The following is a 19672-nucleotide window of genomic DNA, read 5'->3' as shown; positions in this document are numbered from 1 at the left end:
AAATAAAGAAGAGTTGACAAAACTTAAGTATTATGGAGTGCTGTTCTTGGGGAAAAACTATTCTAGTACATCTATACTATCCTTGGAAGTATACCGCTATACAAAGAGGGATATCAAGATATAAAGCACATCATGTTGTGCTGGCGCGTGGGTTTGCAGTAATTGTGAAAGAATAATCTGCATTTGACTGACAAATGTGGTCGAAAAATGCTAACACATTTCGTTGACGAGAATGGTTAGAATGTGTTAGAATGTGTGTTAGGAAAAAGGAGGTCTGAATATGAGGTTTATAGAAGGATTAAATCTGGAATTAAAGCGACAGGTGGTCGATGATATTCGTAAAACAGTAATAGCCTTTGCCAATACAGATGGAGGAATTGTTTATGTTGGGATTGAAGATTCTGGAGAGATCGTTGGAATAGAGAATACAGATAATGAAATTTTAAAATTATCCAATATGATACGTGATTCAGTCAAACCGGATATTGCCCTGTTTACTTCATACGAGACAGAAGAGTTGGAGAATAAGAGAATTATTAAAATTATAGTACAAAGAGGGACAGAGAGTCCCTATTATCTGATAGGAAAAGGGCTGCGTCCTGAAGGCGTATTTGTTCGCCAGGGCGCTTCCACGGTACCGGCATCGGAAAGTGCCATTCGAAAAATGATTAAGGAGACAGATGGAGACAGCTACGAGGATATGCGTTCTCTAAATCAAGAAATCACCTTCGAGGCTGCTCAAAGGGAATTCTCTTCTCGAAAAGTTCCTTTTGGCATGGCACAATACAAAACATTGAAACTTGTTAATGCAGATGGAATCTATACAAACCTGGCTTATCTGCTTTCCGATCAGTGTGTGCATACCGTCAAGGCAGCCGTATTTGAAGGAACTGACAAATCGGTATTTAAGGATCGGCGTGAATTCAATGGTTCACTGTTGCAGCAGCTGAACGAGGTATACGAATACATTTCCAAGTACAATCGCACTCGGGCAGAATTTGAAGGGCTTCACCGGATAGACAAGAGGGATTATCCGGAAGATGCATTAAGAGAAGCGTTGCTGAATTCTTTAGTCCACCGGGATTATTCCTATAGTGCGAGCACATTGATTAGTATATTTGATGATAGAATCGAATTTATATCAGTGGGTGGGCTCGTCAGAGGTATTTCGGCTGATGATATCATGCTTGGCGTTTCTATAACTCGCAATGAAAATCTTGCACACATTTTCTATCGGCTTACACTGATAGAGGCATATGGAACGGGAATCCCAAAGATTTTAAAAAGCTACCAGAGTTTTCCTCTACAGCCTAAGTTTGAAATCTCTGAAAATGCCTTTAAAATTACGCTTCCTAATAAAAATATATTACAAGAAAGAGGTTTATTGTCAGAGCAGGAACAGGCTGTAATTGGGTTGGTCGAGAACAAAACAGAAGTCACACGAAAAGATGTGGAGGAGCTTTTGAAAGTATCTCAAACTATGTCTGGGCGTATACTAAAAAAACTAGTAGAGCAAGGGGCCCTTATACCAGTTGGAAACAGTAAAAACAGAAAGTATATGTTGAAATAAATGCAATTAGATTATCATATACCTATATTTTATACGCATATGGTTGGTGATGGAATAATTGAAAAATACTATATGTAGTGATAATGTTAAACTGTATTTGATTTTTGTGCGTGGCTCCTTGGAATCTATTATTTTTTGAGATAGTACAGGGACAAAACTCGCATTGCACACGTCGTTTCGTTTGTAGTCAAATGTCAGTAGGATAATTGCGCCCGTAGGGCCACTTTTCTACTGATTTTTTTAGGGATTTTCCTATTTATATAGCGAGGATGGCCACGATTCACACTCTTTGTGTGAACAATAGCCGAAAAATCGGCTCCGTTGAAATCAACAGAATTTGGTTGTAGACATCCTGCATGACTTCTTTGGCCTTGATCCAGACATCGGTGGCAGCAAAAGCCGGCTGGCAGAACATCATGCATAGAGAAGCGGTATAAGCAATCCTGCCGATAGGAATGGGGGCGTAGCCGAATCTTAGGTTCCGACTGCTTCTGGGATTTGGGAAACATCATTTTTTTCAATTTGCACACCTTCTGTATTTTTTGCTCAAAGAAATGAAAAAGACCACATCCAATGAGGGTATGGTCTTTCAGGTCGTTAGCCTTTGGGGCAGAAAAAAAGCACCCTGCTTAAAAAAGTGCCGGCTTGCCGCCCGTATTCGGTTTTGGGTATAAATTTGAGCGTATTCAGTTTAACACATAAGGATTTACGCCGAAAGAGAAAAACCGTGCCAATTTCATTCCTGCCTTGCGCTAATTATTTGCTACCCCTATCAACAGGGAAAAACTGCTCCAAAATCTCCATGCTATCCTTGGAAGTGTAGCCCCACAGGACAGAACTCAAGGCATCGATGGCTTCCCTCCGCCTGCGGTAGTAGGTGCGAAAAGAGATGTCACGGATATGAAGTCGCAGCTTTTCGATGATTTCTTCCACATTCCGCATCTGCTGAGGAGAGAGAAAAGAGTAGTGCAACAGCCAGTAATAGGATTCACCGTTTTTATGTTTATTGCGGAGCAAATCAATGGCCGTATCCAGCAGTTTCAGCATCTGATAACTGCGCTCAATGCACTTGGCATGATGTTCGATTTCCGAACCGGCTAGATCGGCACCGGCGAGGTAGATAGAATCTAAAAATTCTTCGATGGAGCTGCCGTACTCGATTTCAAACTTGCTGCGGACCTGCTGAACGGATAGTTCCAGACTCCAAACCACATCACGGTATTTTTTCAGTAATTTCCATGTGTCATGATACAGCGGATTTTCAGTAATATTAATTATTTGATCTTTCTTTTTCATCATTTAACCCTCCTTGTGGAATTCTCCCGGTAGGGGGAGAGTGTCAGTTCAAAAGTTGCGACCGGCTTATTAGTGCCCCAAAGGATGGTCAGCCCTATGCGGATCGTAGTCACGCCTCGCGTGCGGGATAAATGCATTTCCCAGCAGGCATCCGATAATAGAAAAGACCGGAGCCTCCTTTTACGCGAATGCTCCGGTCTTTCATCAGACTTTGAATAAGTTGCCGATAAATCCGGCAGCGTGGATAGGTCACAACTTGTTTAATTTCTAATTAATATTCTGGCATAGTGCCTCCTTAATATAAAATGTATCAACCGTTCATACAAAACGGTTGACTTGAATCTCCGTTATGCGTATGTTATACTTATTTGTATATCAAGTTGCAAATAGGTTGTTTGGGAACTTGGTGGCTATTACAACTTACTACAAGTTTTTTACAACTTTTGCCGCGGCAAATGACGGAAAAGGACGAAGCTCTATGGACTATATGAGGTTTCAAAAACTTAGTAATATCAAGACTTTTGGAATAGGACGAAGCGGGATGAAAGCATATAAAATGCCCCAACCGCAAGTCCCCACGATGAGACCTTTGGCGGATAAATAATTATTGATAAAATTTGAAAATAATTCTGCAGTTTAAAGACTTTGATAGGATTAAATGAGGTAATGTAAGTTACTTTTCTAATCTTTCAAGGTCTTTTTTTGCTACAGAATCAAGGATTAGAGTGATAGCCAAGTCTATTAGCTAGATGAAGTTTACTTAGCGATTAACGGATTCCAATATTTTAAACAAACATGAAAAATGATTAAATTGTATAAAATGCTGAATAGATAGTTTATTTATACAATTTTATATTTTTTTGGTGAAAATATATGCTTTTAATTTAGCTGAATCTCAAAGTTAAAAACTGCGCAAAAAAATTCTTGACAGATAGAAACAGCAGTGCTATTATAGGTCTAAATTCAGAGCAGTTAAGCAAAAAAAGTAGACAATGGCGTCAATTCTCTTTACAGAGGGTTGACGCTTTTTTTGACAACGGCGTCAATCCCGTGTTTAGGGATTGGCGCTTTTTGTTTTCTGTCTTTGAATAAACTTACACTGTCATAGGAGGCATTGATTATGAAAAACAAATTCCAATTCAGAAAAGCAGGAAGCCTGGCCCTTGTGTTGACAATGATTTTGACATTGCTTGCATCATGTGGTAGCAAAAACACAAACAGCTCTGCTGAATCAAAATCTTCTTCGTCACAATCAAGTGAAGCGAGCGCAACAAAGGTAGCTGCCGGTGAGAAAACAAAGTTAAAAGTAGGAATCGGCAATATGTTCACCCCTTTCTGTTATTTGGATGACGATGATCAGCCTACCGGTTATGACTACGATGTTATGATGGCAATATCAGAAAAGCTGGGAGATAAGTATGAATTTGTTGTGACTCCCGATGACTTCAGCAATTTGCTGATTGGTTTAGATACAGGAAAATATGATGTTGCGGTACACCACTTCGGTTATACGGCAGAACGTGCAGAAAACTACCTTTATGCTAAAGAAGCAGATATGTATTTTGGCAATTTCCGCATCGGTTTTTCTAAAGACAGAACGGACATCACAGATCTTGCTAGTGCAGCTGGTAAAACAATTGCTACCACCAGCGGTTCTATGTCAGAATCACTCTTATTAAAATGGAATGAAGAAAATCCAGACCAAGCGGTGAAACTACAATACATCAAAGACAACACAGTTGTCTATCAGGGAATCACCAGTGGCCTATATGATGCTTTTGTGGGTAGCCAATATGATTTGGATACGCTCAGTGAGCAGTACGATGGTTTTATGAAGTATAGTGACTATAATGTGACAACTTCCGATTATGACTGCGGGGCCTATTTTGTATACAGCAAGGGCTCTGATGCAATGCAGCAAGATATTGATGCTGCACTGGTAGAACTAAGAGAAGATGGTACATTGAAAGCTTTAAGTGAGACTTGGTTGGGTGCAGACTACACAGAAAATCCAAATGCCTAAACTATATTTCATAAAAGAATATAAAGAGGTGAGAGGGTATGTTCAGTTGGGAAAGGTTGTGGGAGTATTTTCCGGATATTATGGCAAAATTTCCGGTAACCCTTAGGATTGTACTGGTCGCTTTTGGAACAGGATTGCTTTTAGGATGTTTGTTGGCAGCCATCCGAATCAAGAAAATTCCGGTGCTTAGTCAAGTGGTAGCAGTGTTTCTTTCATACATAAGATGCACACCTGTTATTTGCCAAATGTTTGTGATTTATTTTGGCACGCCAGTTTTGCTGGGAGCTATAGGGATAGATACTTCAGAAATTGATAGTGTTGTGTATGTACTGGTGGCATATGGGCTAAACATGAGTGGATTTATTGGAGAAACCATTCGCTCATCGGTGCTGGCTGTGCCAGTAGGTCAGGTTGAAGCAGGGCAGGCTTGCGGATTGACAGGCTTGCAGACACTATGGCAAATTACAGCTCCTCAGGCATTTCGCATTGCTCTGCCTATGTTGGGAACTACCTTTGTTTCTTTATTTCAGGCGACGGCTCTTGCTTATATGGTGGGTGTAGTGGATATGATGGGAAAGGCGGCGTCTCTGGGCAACCGCACCGGTCATCCGTTAGAAGGCTACATCGCTTGTGCAATTGTCTTTGCTGTTATCAGCATTGTTTTGGAGCAAGTGTTTATGCGAATTAGCAGACACCTAGATTTTGACAATAAAAGAATGAAAAAAAGAGTAGAAAAAGAAGTGGTCAAGGAGGTGGAAGTATCATGCTCAATTTAGGCTATTTTTTAGACAGTTTAAAAGCAGCGGTTTCTTATATTCCGCAAAATCTGTTTATGAGTTTGATGACACTCTTGATTTGCTGTGTGCTTGGCACTTTAGCGGCTATGGCTCGTGTATATCAGGTGCCGGTGATAAAGCCAATCTGTGATTTTTTGCTGGCACTGCTCAAAGCTTTACCTCAAAACTTGGTGTTGCTCATTGTATATTTAGTGTTTACTATTACTTTTTCACCAATTATGGCCTTTCTTGGTGTCAAAGCAAATATTCAAAATGTGGATATGGTTTATGTGGCAATCGCTGCTTTGAGTATCAGTAGCTTAGCAGGAGTATCTGAAGTGATTCGGGCAGGTTTGCTATCCGTTGGTAAGGGGCAGTATGAAGCCGGATACACCGTAGGACTGACAGCTGGTCAAACATTTTTTCATATTATTCTGCCTCAAACCATTCGTGCGGTTATTCCTCCTTTGACCAATAGTATTTTAAGTTTGGTTAAAGCGACCTCGTTGGTCAGCGTAATTGGTGTGATGGATATTATGAACGGTGCTATTGTTGCTGCGAATACCTACTATTCTTACATAGAGGCCTATGTTGCCGCGGCGTTGGTTTTTTGGGTGCTGGGAATCATCATTGAAATCGCAAGTAGAAAAGTAGAAATACACTTCTCCAGAAGTGTAAAACAGCTTGCTTAAAAAGGAGGGAAATATATGCCTGTGTTAGAGGTTAAAAACCTGAGAAAAGTTTTTGGAGAGAATGTAATATTAAAATCTGTGGATATGCAAGTAAGCAAAGGGGATGTCATTGTAATACTTGGCCCCAGTGGTTCGGGCAAAACAACCCTTCTTCGATGTCTAAACTTACTGGAAACACCCAATGACGGCGAAATGAATCTTTGCGGAAAAGACTATAACTTAAAAAAAGTAACAGGTAAAGAGAAGCTTGAAATCCGCCGAAAAACTTCATTCGTATTTCAAAATTATAATTTATTTGTCAATAAAACAGTTTTACAGAATGTAACACTTGGCCTCACTCTAGCGCGCAAAGTGAAAAAAGAGGAAGCTGAAAAGGACGGACGCGACTTGCTGGATCGAGTGGGATTAACTGGAAAATATGACTACTATCCAGCACAGCTTTCCGGTGGTATGCAGCAGCGAGTTGGTATAGCCAGAGCTATGGCCGTCAATCCAGAGGTTGTACTGTTTGATGAACCCACCTCAGCACTTGACCCAGAATTAGTTGGCGATGTTTTAAATGTAATGAAAGAGTTTGCTAAGAGTGGAACAACTATGGTGGTGGTTACTCATGAGATGGGTTTTGCCAGAGAGGTTGCCAACAAGGTTGTTTTTATGGCAGATGGTGTGATTGTGGAACAAGGCGAACCACACGAAATTTTTGATAATCCCAAAGAAGAACGAACAAAAGCTTTCCTAAATAGGATTACCAATGGATCTAGTGGAAAGGAGGCGTAACCATGAACATATATGAGCAGATAAAAAAAGGTGCTGCTGATTTATCCGAGGAAGTTATACAGCTACGGAGAATTATACATGGTTATGCTGAAATAGCAGGAAAAGAATACCAAACACGTCAGCTTGTGTGTGATAGATTAGACTCTCTCGGAATTCCTCACATAGACGTTACAGAAACCGCGCTGATTGGCATATGGGATACCGGAAAACCTGGAAAACGAGTAGCGCTTCGAGCCGATATGGATGCTTTGCCCATGGTTGAAAATCCACAGAATCTAAAAGGTGATCGCACTTGTATGTCTTCTCAGGCAGATACCTGTCATGCTTGCGGACACGATGCACACACAGCTATGCTGCTTGCCAGTATTACCCTGCTGCATTCTCTTAAATCATCACTTTGTGGAATATTTTATTTCTGTTTTGAAGCAGGAGAAGAATGCGGGAAAAGTGTGAATCAGATGATTGAAAAACTTCAGAGGCTAAAACCAGACACGGTTTGGGCTATGCATGTTTATGCAGGGCTTGCGTCTGGGAAAATCAGTGTAGATGCAGGTCCAAGAATGGCTGGTGGTGCAATTCTTAATATTCAAGTCAACGGACAAGGCGGGCATGCTTCTCGTCCAGACAAATCTCGAAACCCTGTTTACACAGCGGCCGATATTGTAACGAATATTCCGGGTGCGCTTTTGGCGCAAATGAATCCCGAAGATGCGGTGACCTATGGTGTAACAGGTATTGCAGGCGGCGGCGTTGGCAATATCATTCCTGATACGGCTACTATCATTGGCACAATGCGATTTTTTAACCAACAAGCAGGGCAAAAGGCAGCAAAAATAGTGCGAGAGGTCGCAGAGTATACAGCAAAAATGCACCACTGCACAGTGAATTTGCCTGAAACAGAAATATTTGGTGGCCCAGTGATCAATGATGTAGTTTGCGCCGCACTGGCAGACGATATACTTAGCAAATATCTGCCAGCAGATACCATATGTAAATGCCCCCCCTGGTATGCATCAGAATCTTTTGCTCGTTATTTGCAGGAATTTCCAGGAGTTTTTGCCTTTTTGGGGATTCAAAACGCCGACTACGGAAGCGGTGCGGAGCATCATAACGAATATTTTGACGTAGATGAAAATGTTTTACAGCTTGGGGTTGCGGCAACGGCACTTTATGCAGTTTCGTATATGGAAAAGGGAGGGGAAACATCATGAAAAAGTTTTGCATGTCAATCTCTCGGCAGTTTGGCAGCTTGGGTAGACCCGTAGCCAGAATTTTATCTGAGCTATTAGGGGTAGAATATTATGACCGAGATATTGTTGAAATGGTCTCTAAGAAATTGAACTTGCCCGTAGAAGTGATTAGCGGTTTAGAGGAAACAGCTGCTACAGGATGGGCCAAAATGAAAGAACCGTTGGGTAGTGGGAATAGAGAAATACAAGATCGAATCTTTACCATTCAATCTCAATTGATACGAGAAATTGCGGAAAAGGAAAGCTGTATTATAGTTGGCCGCTGTTCTGACAGCGTGTTGGAGGATTTTGAAAATCATATTAGTGTTTATATTTATGCACCGTATGAAGACAGGGTTATTAACTGTGTAAACGAGTTGGGTATGACGCCAAAACAAGCCAAGAAGATGCTCGCCGAAATTGATAATGCCCGCATGGCCTATCACATGCGATATGCAAAATATGCCCCAGCGGATCCAGATCATATGGATATTATGGTGAATTCCGCTTTTTTAGGAGTAGAAGGGACTGCAAAATTTTTGGCAAGCGTTGTAGAAACGGCATATAAAAAGACGGAGGCAGAAAAAATTGGAATTTGATTTTACAACTATGATGGACAGAGCAGGCAGAGATGCCATTGCTTTGGATATTATTCCTAGGTTGCCAGTGCAGCCAGAAATAGGAATTACCCCTATTCCCATGTGGGTGGCAGATATGAGTTTTGAGACTGCTCCTAGCATTACAGAAGAAATCATTCGACGTGCAAAACATCCGGCTTTTGGATATTTTGAAGCAAGAGAGGAATATTATCAAGCTATTTTAGACTGGCAAGCAACACGTAATGGTGTTGTAGGGCTACAGCGAGAAGACATCAGTTATGAAAACGGTGTTTTAGGTTGCTTGGCGACAGCACTAAATGTATTTACCTCCCCTGGTGAAGGAGTTTTGCTTCATTCGCCGACTTATATTGGTTTTACTCACTGTCTTGAAGACAATGGCAGAAAAAGCATTCTCAGCCCTTTAGTACAAGATCAAAATGGTGTTTACCGGATGGATTATGCCGATATGGATGCAAAGTTAAAAGCAGAAAATATCCATTTTGCGGTGTTTTGTTCTCCCCACAACCCCAGTGGGCGAGTATGGGAAAAAGAAGAAATTGAAAAGGCTATGCAGATTTACAAAGAAAATAATTGTCTTGTTTTTTCAGATGAAATATGGTCGGATTTAACATTGACAGGGTACCATCATATCCCCACACAAAGCGTTTCACCAGATGCAAAAAGGCGAACATTAGCAGTTTATGCGCCGTCAAAAACATTCAATTTGGCGGGATTAATTGGCTCGTATAGTATTGTTTATAGCAAGCACTTGCAAGATCGTATGCGTAAGCACGCAAGTGCAACCCACTATAATCACATGAATGTACTGTCTATGTATGCGCTGTTAGGGGCATACAGTGAGAAAGGGGCACAGTGGACAGATGCTTTGAAAGAGATATTGACTCACAATATTGCATATGCCTGTAATCACATTCAAAGTCATTGGAAAGGGGTTTCGCTGGCAAAACCGGAGGGAACCTACATGCTATACTTAGATTGCAGTGAATGGTGCAAAGAAACAGGAGAGACATTGGATACGCTGCTTCACCGAGGTTATCGCTGTGGTGTAATTTGGCAAGATGGAAGGCCTTTTCATACACCCGACAGCATACGCATGAACCTTGCCTTGCCTTTTGCACAATTGCAAGAAGCTTTGCGCAGACTTGATGAATTTGCGTTTCAAATTTAAACTACTCCTCAAAAAAGTTTGATTGCTTTACATTAAAAGCAAAGCTTAGTGTAAGAAAAAATAGCAGACAGGTGCAAAGCCTATTGAATGAGCGGGATTTGCACCTGTTTTTCTATTGATGAAAGTAGTTTTAAGAAATGTCGAATACTGTATATTTGCACACAAGTGAATTTTTACAATACATAGCATACACATAAATTTTACAAAAGATAGAGAGCGTTTTACTTGCAATGCCTTGACTTATCCTTTAAAAATGAGTAAAATAGTATAAATATTAAATTTCTTAATTTTGTGCATGATTATACATAATAAATGCGGTTGCAAAATATCCTGTTGAAATACAACGGGAAAAATTATATCGTTTAGATGGCAGCGGTTAAGTGCGGTTAAGTATAATCAAGTGGATGCTTTTATCCTAACAAGATAACGGGCCCAACTAATGGATAAGAAGGTGTGAAGATGGCGAGAGAACGATATCTGGTAGATTCAGAAGAAGATACGATACACTCGAACCAAATTGTTCTAACAGACAAAAAAGATATTCGAAAAAATTGGTGGCATTACCACAAAACAATCATTTTTGTCATTTTAGTTGCGATTGCTTTGGTAATCAGTTTTATTTACTCAATTGTATCAAAAGAGAAACCAGACTATTATGTGGCACTGCTCACTTCGGTAAGCCTTCCTACTGATTTAAAAGAAGAACTTGAGAATTATTTGGAAGAATATGCAGAAGATGTGAATGGTGACGGCGAAGTATTGCTTAGAATTAATGATTATGTCATTGGTGATCCCGTTAATGATCCGTCAGTTGATCCCAATACATTTCAAGCCGCGCAGGTACGTTTTACCGCAGATATCAGTTCAAATGAAAGCTTTATTTTTTTGCACGATGAAAAAACATTTGATTATTTAACTCAAGCTGGTTTTGAAGGTTTTTTCCGTTATAAAGATGGAACGCCAATGCCCGAAGATAAAACAGACTACGAAAATGCTATGCTTGAATGGAATGACGTGCCGGCTTTGGCAGATTTTCATCCGGTAAGCTTAAAAGATGAAGATATTAGCGAAGAAGACGTTCTAAAGCTTTTGCAGCGCTATCGAATTTCTTTCCGCAGTGAGAGCGAAAGTATCCAGAAAAAAGCAGAAACAGTTGAACGGTATGAGGAATCAGATAAACTTCTTCAGCGTCTGCTCACAAATGAAAAAGTTCAAAAAGAAGCAAATCAATAAAATTGATGATAGATTGGGAGGGTACTTATGGGAATGACAATGACACAGAAGATATTGGCGGCACATGCCGGATTAGATTTTGTGGAAGCCGGTCAGCTTATCAATGCCAACTTAGATATTGTTTTGGGAAATGATATCACCACACCTGTTGCCATTAATGAGTTTGAAAAATGCGGAGCAAATTCTGTTTTCAGCAAAGAAAAAATTATCTTAGTGATGGATCATTTTACACCAAATAAAGATATTAAATCAGCACAACAATGTAAAAGAAGCCGTGATTTCGCCAATCAATATGGCATTTCTCATTTTTACGATGTTGGCACAGTAGGTATTGAACATGCTCTTTTACCGGAGCAAGGTTTAGTTGGCCCAGGAGACTGCATCATTGGTGCTGATTCACACACTTGCACATACGGTGCACTCGGTGCTTTCTCAACAGGCGTCGGTTCAACGGATATGGCGGCTGGCATGATTACGGGAAAAGCTTGGTTCAAAGTACCAACTGCTATAAAAGTTATTTTAAAGAACAAGCCAAATCCTTATGTCGGCGGAAAAGATGTCATTCTGCATTTAATCGGTAAAATTGGAGTGGATGGTGCTTTGTATCAATCCATTGAATATACCGGTGACGGTGTAGCAGCGCTTTCTATGGATGACCGCTTTACCATTGCCAACATGGCGATTGAAGCCGGTGCTAAAAATGGAATTTTCCCGGTAGATGAAAAAACACTTGAATATTGCAAAGACCGTTATCAAGGCGATTTGCAAGTATTTGAAGCGGATGCCGATGCTGAATACACTCGTGTAATCGAGATTGATTTGGCGGCCTTAAAACCAACCGTTGCCTTGCCGCATTTGCCCGAAAACACTAAAACAGTACAGGAGGCAAAAGGCCTCAAGATTGACCAATCCGTGATTGGTTCTTGCACAAACGGGCGAATCAGTGATATGCGCTTGGCAGCCCAAATTCTAAAAGGCAAGAGAGTAGCAGAGGGAGTGCGTTGTATCGTGATTCCGGCGACACAAGACATTTATCTGCAATGCCTGAAAGAAGGTTTGGCTCAAATATTTGTTGAAGCCGGAGCCGTTTTTAGTGTTCCCACCTGTGGCCCTTGTATGGGTGGCCATATGGGCATTTTGGCAGAGGGCGAAAGAGCTGTTTCTACCACGAACCGTAACTTTGTCGGCAGAATGGGACATACCGATTCAGAAATTATCTTGTCATCAGTGGCAGTTGCCGCTGCTAGTGCTTTGACAGGTGTGATTACAGACCCGAACGATTTAGATTGAGAAAGGCGGTAAAAAAGATGGAACCAAAAGGCAGAGTACATAAATATTTTGACAATGTTGATACAGATGTTATTATTCCCGCTCGCTATCTGAACACCTCTTCTCATAGTGAGCTGGCTGCGCACTGTATGGAAGACATAGACAAAGACTTCGTTAAAAATGTCAAGCAAGGTGATATTGTTGTAGCTGAAAAGAATTTTGGCTGTGGTTCTTCTCGTGAGCACGCACCAATTGCTTTGCAGGCTTCAGGTGTGTCTTGTGTTATTGCCTGTTCTTTTGCTCGTATATTCTACCGGAATTCTATTAATATCGGATTCCCCATTTTAGAATGTCCCGAAGCAGCAACCGAAACTAAGGCAGGCGATGAACTTTCTGTCGACTTTGACACTGGCGTGATTACGAATCATACATCAGGGAAAACCTATCAAGCACAACCTTTTCCCGATTTCATGAAAAATATCTTTGCAAGCGGTGGATTGCTTAAATCCATCATGAATGCGAAGTAAGTGAAAGAAAGTGGGATTCTCACGAAGCTTCAATGTAGAGAAAATAAAAAAAGTTCTGATAGAGTAGTAAATCTCTCTAACAGAACTTTTTTTATTAGGCAGTAGAAAAAGCAAAAATCTTTCACTTTTATAAGATAAGTATTTTTTGATAGGCAAATATTTCTCACCATTTTTCATATCGGACGATTTCATTTAATGGTTTTCTGGGACGTTGCTTAGGCATCTCATCACCGTATCCTAGCGTAATGATACCACAGACATATTTGTCTTCTGGAATATGCAAGATAGGTTTGACCGCGTTTTGTTCAAACCACGCTGTCCAACAGGTGGACAATCCTAAGTTTTCTGCCTCTAAGAGTAAATGATCAATTGCAATGGCAGTGTCACGAATAATTTGTTTTAATTCTGGATTTGCACTGTTCTCATCGAGTTTGATTACTGCATGATTGCCCATGCGGCATTGAGAGTCAGCTACACATACAATGAAAAGTGGGGCTGCCAACATCCATTTTTGATGGTTATCGGCAGCTGTCAATTTTTCTTTTGTCTCTGCAGATTCAACGACAATAAAGCGCCACGGCTGAGTATTGCTTCCCGACGGAGCTAATCGGACGCTTTCAAATAGTTGTTCTATCTTTTCTCTTTCCACTTTTCTGTTTTGATATTTGCGAGTACTTCTCCTGTTTTTAATGGCCTCTAGCATAATAGAGTTGCCTCTTTTCTAAGAAAATATAAGATTATATTATAGTTAAGGCCCCATAATGTGCGCTAGACCCATATGATTTTTAATTTCCACTTCGTTTGCTGTACCGGCATATTCGCCATCTATTGTCCATTTTACGCTTTCCTCGAAATGAAAAGAGAGGTCACTTGCTTTAAAGAAATAGACATGACGTGAGTCGTAGCGGCGGTGCACAAGACCTTGTATAATCTTTTTCAGTTCTTTAGCATTTTTGGGAGTTCTGATTAGCATGACTTCAAATTTTCCGTCATCAAAATGAATATCTGATTTTGCCAGTTTAACGATTCCTCCGATCACGGTAGAGTTAGAAACGCTGCCAAAAATGAAATCTCCGCTGATTTCGTTGCCGTCAGCGACAACCTTTACTCGATGAGAATGAATGTCATTTAAATTAAAGATTCCATACAAAATATAAGCAGTATGGCCAATCAGGTTTTTTATCCACTGCGGGGTTGTATAAGATACTTTGGTAAAAGCGCCAAAGGAGGCAATATAAGAAAAATATTGATTTTCATTGAAAGAACCGATGTCGTGTTTTCTAATATTGCCATCCAATGTGACATTAATTGCTTTTTTAACATTGACAGATAGTCCAAGAGCGTGAGCCAAATCGTTTGTTGTGCCGGTGGGAATATAACCCACTGGAATTTGGAGATTCTCTCTAGATAACCCGCTTAGAACTTCATTTAAAGTCCCATCGCCGCCACAGCAAATAATTTTTTGCATATCAGAAGCATATTCTCTGATAATTTGAGTAGCTTCCCCTTTAGAAGTAGTAGTGAAAATCGTGATTTTATGATTATTTCGGCAAAGTGAATCTACAACTTTATATAAGATTGTTCTGGCTTTTTTTCTGCCAGCAATCGGATTTATAATCAAGAGTGTATTTTGTTTCTCCATATAAAAGGCCTTTCTTTTAACGAATCAAAATGGCAGTGCAGACACCGGCGCTTCGTATGATTTTTCCGTTATAAAATAATGTGTTGTTTGTAAGAAAAATATGCCGATTAATAACCCGAAGATATTAGCGCATTTTGTGTACACGGCCATTTTTACTGATTGTTTTGTGGCAATTAAGCACTTTCTGTATCGAATTGACTGTTATATAGGTTCGCATAGAATCCATCTTTTTCAATCAAATCATCATGTGAACCTTGTTCTACAATGTCTCCATCTTTCATGCAAAGAATCAAATCGGCATTTCGAATGGTAGAGAGGCGGTGTGCGATAATAAAACTAGTGCGGCCTCGCATCAAATTGTCCATTGCCTTTTGAATTAAGATTTCTGTACGGGTATCAACACTGGAAGTCGCTTCATCCAAAATTAATATATTGGGATTGGCCAGAATAGCTCTTGCAATAGTCAGCAATTGTTTTTGCCCTTGTGAAATATTGCTCGCTTCTTCATTTAAAATCATATTGTAGCCATCAGGCAAGGTACGAACGAAATGATCAACCTGAGCAGCTTTGGCTGCTTCTTTTACTTCTTCATCAGTAGCAGTTAGTTTGCCATAACGAATGTTTTCCCGAATAGTTCCATTAAAGAGCCAAGTATCTTGCAAGACCATTCCAAAGAGAGAGCGGAGTTCGTCACGCTTAAAGTCTTTGATATCATGGCCATCTATCATAATGCTGCCCTTATTGATATCGTAAAAACGCATCAAGAGTTTCACAATGGTAGTTTTTCCAGCGCCTGTGGGGCCGACAATAGCAATTTTTTGTCCTCTTTTCACGGCTGCACTGAAATTATGGATAATAACTTTATCCGGATTGTAACCAAATTCAACATTTTGGAAGGTAACATTACCCTCGATTGGTACAAATGCAGCAGGGTTTGAAGCTTTTTTATCTTCGTTGACAACAAGTGCATGAGCGGCTTCAGGTGTTTCTTCAGGTTCGCCTAAGAATTCAAAGACACGCTCAGCGGCCGCTGCTGTTTGCTGAAATACATTAGAAATATTGGCGATTTGAGAAATAGGCTGATTAAATTGGCGTGCATATTGAATGAAAGCTTGTATGCCGCCGATAGTCATTTTACCGTTAGCGGTAAAGAATCCTCCGATAATGCAAATAGCCACGTAACCGATATTTCCTATAAAAGTCATAATAGGCATCATAAGACCGGAAAGAAAGTTTGCTTTCCAGGCTGAATTATAGAGAGAATCATTGTATTCGCCCAAAATTTTAGTAGAATCTTCTTCTCCATTAAAGGCTTTTACAATAATGTGGCTGCTAAGCATTTCTTCAACATGACCATTTACATTTCCCAAATATTCTTGTTGACTCTTGAAATGTTTTTGAGACTTCTGAACAATGAAAATAGTGATAATCAGTGTTAAAGGCAAAATACAGAGAGTTACCAAGGTCATTTGCCAGCTAATGCTGAGCATCATAATTAAAATGCCGATTAAACTAGTTATGGAGGTGATGATCTGCGTTAAACTTTGATTTAGGGTTTGACTAATTGTATCAACATCATTTGTGATGCGGGATAATACCTCGCCGTGAGTCGTTTTATCATAATAGCCTAAAGGCAGTTTATGTGTTTTGGCACTAATGTCATTTCTCATGGTATAAGTGATTTTCATCGTGATGCCAGACATAACATAACCCTGGAAATACGAAAAGAGAGCACTAACCAAATATAAAACGGCAAGAAATAAAATGATTTCTCCTATTTTTTGAAAGTCAATGCCGCCAGTTCCTGCTATTTGGTTCATAAAACCATTGACTAGCTCATTGGTGGCGTTGCCCAAAATTTTTGGGCCGACGATGGTAAAGACAGTTGAAATAATAGCCAACAGCCAAACAAATAGAATACTCCATTTATAGGAACCAAGATATTGAATTAGTTTTTTGATTGTGCCTTTAAAATCTTTTGCTTTAGGACCAGTAAGACCAATTGGACCACCGGGCCCACCTCGAGGACCATGTGGTTGAGGTGATGAAGTACTTCTTGGTTGATTACTCATGACAATCCCTCCTTTGACAGCTGTGATGAAGCAATTTCATAATAAGCAGTACAGCTTCTTAAAAGTTCTTGGTGTGTGCCTATGCCTGCAATTTTGCCTTCATCTAGTACAATAATCTGTTCTGCATGCATGATAGTACCAACTCGTTGCGCAACAACAATCAATGTACTGTCACTGGTGTGTTCTTTCAATGCCTTTCTTAGCGTGGCATCTGTTTTAAAATCCAGTGCTGAAAAGCTGTCATCAAACACAAAGATTTCCGGCTTTTTGGCAAGTGCTCTGGCAATTGACAATCGCTGCTTTTGTCCGCCTGAAACATTAGTGCCGCCTTGTGAAATAGGAGAATTGAACTGGTCGTCTTTTTCTGTGATAAAATCTATCGCCTGTGCTACAGTGGCAGCCGTTCTAATTTCATCAGCAGAGGCTTCTTTGTTGCCGTATTTTAGATTGGACTCTATTGTTCCCGAAAGTAGAATCCCTTTTTGTGGTACATAACCAATTATATCACGTAAATCTTTTTGTTTCACCTCACGAATGTCAACACCGTCTACTAAAATTTCACCTTCTGTAACGTCATAAAAACGCAGTAGCAAATTGGCTATTGTTGATTTTCCCGAACCGGTTGAGCCTATAATAGCAGTGGTTTCGCCCGGTTTGGCGGTAAAGTTAATATGACTAAGAGCGTCTTCGTCGGCACCTTGATAGCGGAAAGAAATATCTTTGAATTCTACAAAGCCCTTTTTGCTAGCTAAAAAAGGTTTTGGATTTTTGGGGTCTGTGATAGTTAGCTCTGTTTCAAGAACTTCAGCAATACGTGAAGCAGACACTGCCGCACGTGGTACCATAATAAACATGACAGAAATCATAATAAAAGACATGATTACTTGCATGGCATATTGCATAAAGGCCATCATGTCACCAATTTGCATGGTTGAATCAGCAATTTGATGTCCGCCACTCCAAACAATCAGCAAAGTTAAGCCATTCATAATCAGAGTCATAACAGGCATCATAAATACCATGACACGGTTGACAAAAAGATTGGTTTTAGTTAAGTCAGTATTGGCTTGGTCAAACCGGTTTTGTTCATGTGCCTGTGTGCCAAAAGCACGCACGACCATGAGTCCGCTGAGGTTTTCACGAGACACAAGATTCAGTTTATCAACCAATTTTTGAATCAGCTTAAATTTCGGCAAAGCAATTGACATGATAATCATGATGATACCCAAAATGACAACCACGGCGATGGCGATAATCCAACTGAGGGAAGCGGTTTTGCTGATAGCCATGATAATGCCGCCAATACCCATGATGGGGGCATAACAAATCATTCGAATGCCCATAATCAACAATTGCTGTATCTGTGTGATATCGTTGGTGCATCTCGTAATCAGAGAGGCGGTTGAAAACTTGTCAAATTCATTATTGCTAAAGTTTTCAATTTTTTCGAATACGTCTTTACGCAAATTACGAGAAACACCGGCAGCAATTTTAGAGGAAAACAGATTGACTAAAACGTTAGCTACGCCGCCCAGTAGAGCAATTAGTAACATAAAAAGACCGATTTTGACAATATAGCTAGTTTGCACATGATTTAAGTCAGTGCCAAGCTCGCGGTAAAAAGATTTTGCAAAGGCGATTCCACTTTGCATTAGCATAGAATCGTCATTGGATAAAGCGTTGTCATGTGCTGCTTTCATGGTATCTTCAGACATCATTTCAAAAAGGGGTAAGGTTTTATATAAATCTTTCATATCAATATCATGAATATCGGATGAACTTGTCAAATTAGTTTGACCAGATTGTTCAGCAACTTCTTTCATGGCATTAATGAATGTCCAGGTAGACAAACCAAAGGTGCGGTTAAGCTGATTGCTGACTTCTTCATTGATTTCATTCTTGATGTACAAGTTGGATTCAGAGTTTGGATAAATTTGCTGATACAGCTTTCCGTTTTGATTTTTATCGGTATTGCTGACTAGGGTATAATGACTTTCAACCATCTCTCGTTCGTTTTCGTCCATAAAGGTGGTTATAAAATTCATGCCAGTTTCGCTGATAGCATCGGGTGCAGCGTTTTCAATACCACTCTGCTGAATGCCCACATTGACGATATCAGACATTAGATTCGGCAAATTTAGTTCACTGAGAGCCTGTAGAAATAATAAGGCTATGGTTATTACTAACCCGGTAAAGAAGGGTTTTAGATACTTTCGCAGTTTAATCAAATTGATATGCCCCTTTCAGAAAATCGCCATCTTGCGACTATTGTGTCAAAATAATAGAATGTCTCATACGACTTGTTATGAAGAATTATCAGATATCATTTCGTCCCTGACAGTATCCGAAATATCAGATAATTCTTGCAAAAGGGAGATGAGCTGCCATGTCTTTTCTTCTCCAAAACTAGAAAAAAGTTTTTGTAGTGTTTGAGAAACCATTTTCTTTGCTATTTTAAGATTTTGCTTACCTTCCTCTGTGAGGCTAATTTTAATTCTTCGGCGATTTGTTTTATCAATTTCTCTGATAATAAACTCTCTTTTTTCAAGAGAAGTAAATACCTGTGAAATAGCTGGTTTTGTAATGTGCAGGCAGTCTTGAATGTCTGCAATAGGACTGCCCTCTGCGTGATTAAAATCCGTATGACTGATTTTTTCCATAATCATAAATTCGGTCATATTGATAGTAGGTATTTTAGGAAAGCCAAGTCCCGATTTTCTAAAGCGAAATAGAGCCTTTATATATTGGTCGATTAAATTATCATTCATGCTGTTGTCC

The 19672-nt window shown here is 39.9% G+C and carries 17 protein-coding genes; 11 read left to right on the top strand and 6 right to left on the bottom strand.

Annotation, left to right across the window (positions count from 1 at the left end):
• Window positions 1–280 precede the first annotated feature (280 nt).
• On the top strand, window positions 281–1570 hold the full coding sequence (locus tag CS931_RS04365) for an RNA-binding domain-containing protein (protein WP_099204512.1): 1290 nt from the start codon (window positions 281–283) through the stop codon (window positions 1568–1570).
• Window positions 1571–2326: 756 nt separating this feature from the next.
• Here CS931_RS04365 and CS931_RS04355 read toward each other — a convergent pair.
• Window positions 2327–2869, bottom strand: a complete 543-nt coding sequence (locus CS931_RS04355) for a hypothetical protein (protein ID WP_370738179.1) — start codon at window positions 2867–2869, stop codon at window positions 2327–2329.
• A 1117-nt stretch (window positions 2870–3986) separates the two neighbouring features.
• Here CS931_RS04355 and CS931_RS04345 point away from each other — a divergent pair.
• From CS931_RS04345 to leuD, 10 genes are all read left to right on the top strand, one after another.
• Entirely contained in the window at window positions 3987–4889 is a 903-nt protein-coding gene (locus CS931_RS04345) for a transporter substrate-binding domain-containing protein (protein WP_099204510.1), read from the top strand.
• A gap of 38 nt (window positions 4890–4927) precedes the next feature.
• Complete coding sequence (locus CS931_RS04340) at window positions 4928–5665, top strand: amino acid ABC transporter permease (protein ID WP_099204509.1); 738 nt, start codon at window positions 4928–4930, stop codon at window positions 5663–5665.
• Window positions 5653–6357 (top strand): amino acid ABC transporter permease, encoded by a 705-nt coding sequence (locus CS931_RS04335; protein ID WP_099204508.1) that lies wholly within the window; start codon window positions 5653–5655, stop codon window positions 6355–6357. Before CS931_RS04340 ends, CS931_RS04335 begins: the two co-directional genes overlap by 13 nt.
• 21 nt (window positions 6358–6378) lie before the next feature.
• The gene (locus CS931_RS04330) at window positions 6379–7134 is read left to right on the top strand and encodes an amino acid ABC transporter ATP-binding protein (RefSeq protein WP_159459736.1); all 756 of its coding nucleotides are present in this window, start codon (window positions 6379–6381) and stop codon (window positions 7132–7134) included.
• A 2-nt stretch (window positions 7135–7136) separates the two neighbouring features.
• A complete protein-coding gene (locus CS931_RS04325; protein WP_099204506.1) occupies window positions 7137–8345 on the top strand; it encodes an amidohydrolase in 1209 nt (402 codons plus the stop codon).
• Entirely contained in the window at window positions 8342–8962 is a 621-nt protein-coding gene (locus CS931_RS04320; RefSeq protein WP_099204505.1) for a cytidylate kinase-like family protein, read from the top strand. The genes CS931_RS04325 and CS931_RS04320 overlap by 4 nt, the downstream gene beginning before the upstream one ends.
• Window positions 8952–10151 (top strand): MalY/PatB family protein, encoded by a 1200-nt coding sequence (locus CS931_RS04315; protein WP_099204504.1) that lies wholly within the window; start codon window positions 8952–8954, stop codon window positions 10149–10151. Before CS931_RS04320 ends, CS931_RS04315 begins: the two co-directional genes overlap by 11 nt.
• Window positions 10152–10610: 459 nt before the next feature.
• Window positions 10611–11384 carry a hypothetical protein gene (locus CS931_RS04310; RefSeq protein ID WP_099204503.1) on the top strand — a complete coding sequence of 258 codons (774 nt, stop codon included), beginning with the start codon at window positions 10611–10613 and terminating at the stop codon, window positions 11382–11384.
• Window positions 11385–11411: 27 nt separating this feature from the next.
• Window positions 11412–12674 carry a 3-isopropylmalate dehydratase large subunit gene (leuC, locus tag CS931_RS04305; protein WP_099204502.1) on the top strand — a complete coding sequence of 421 codons (1263 nt, stop codon included), beginning with the start codon at window positions 11412–11414 and terminating at the stop codon, window positions 12672–12674.
• Between the two features lie 17 nt (window positions 12675–12691).
• Window positions 12692–13180 (top strand): 3-isopropylmalate dehydratase small subunit, encoded by a 489-nt coding sequence (gene leuD / locus CS931_RS04300; protein ID WP_099204501.1) that lies wholly within the window; start codon window positions 12692–12694, stop codon window positions 13178–13180.
• Window positions 13181–13343: 163 nt separating this feature from the next.
• Here the strand turns inward: leuD and CS931_RS04295 are convergent, their stop codons facing one another.
• From CS931_RS04295 to CS931_RS04275, 5 genes are all read right to left on the bottom strand, one after another.
• Window positions 13344–13883 (bottom strand): nitroreductase family protein, encoded by a 540-nt coding sequence (locus CS931_RS04295; protein ID WP_099204500.1) that lies wholly within the window; start codon window positions 13881–13883, stop codon window positions 13344–13346.
• 45 nt (window positions 13884–13928) lie between these two features.
• A complete protein-coding gene (locus CS931_RS04290) occupies window positions 13929–14822 on the bottom strand; it encodes a diacylglycerol/lipid kinase family protein (RefSeq protein ID WP_099204499.1) in 894 nt (297 codons plus the stop codon).
• Between the two features lie 173 nt (window positions 14823–14995).
• The gene (locus CS931_RS04285) at window positions 14996–16894 is read right to left on the bottom strand and encodes an ABC transporter ATP-binding protein (RefSeq protein WP_099204498.1); all 1899 of its coding nucleotides are present in this window, start codon (window positions 16892–16894) and stop codon (window positions 14996–14998) included.
• Window positions 16891–19122 carry an ABC transporter ATP-binding protein gene (locus tag CS931_RS04280; protein ID WP_099204497.1) on the bottom strand — a complete coding sequence of 744 codons (2232 nt, stop codon included), beginning with the start codon at window positions 19120–19122 and terminating at the stop codon, window positions 16891–16893. The genes CS931_RS04285 and CS931_RS04280 overlap by 4 nt, the downstream gene beginning before the upstream one ends.
• A 75-nt stretch (window positions 19123–19197) precedes the next feature.
• Window positions 19198–19662, bottom strand: a complete 465-nt coding sequence (locus tag CS931_RS04275; RefSeq protein WP_099204496.1) for a MarR family winged helix-turn-helix transcriptional regulator — start codon at window positions 19660–19662, stop codon at window positions 19198–19200.
• Window positions 19663–19672 lie beyond the last annotated feature (10 nt).

Source organism: Scatolibacter rhodanostii (genome assembly GCF_900197595.1).
Lineage (GTDB): Bacteria > Bacillota > Clostridia > Oscillospirales > Acutalibacteraceae > Scatolibacter > Scatolibacter rhodanostii.
The sequence above is the reverse complement of the archived record's forward strand: the minus strand, read 5'-3'. Positions and strand labels throughout refer to the sequence as shown.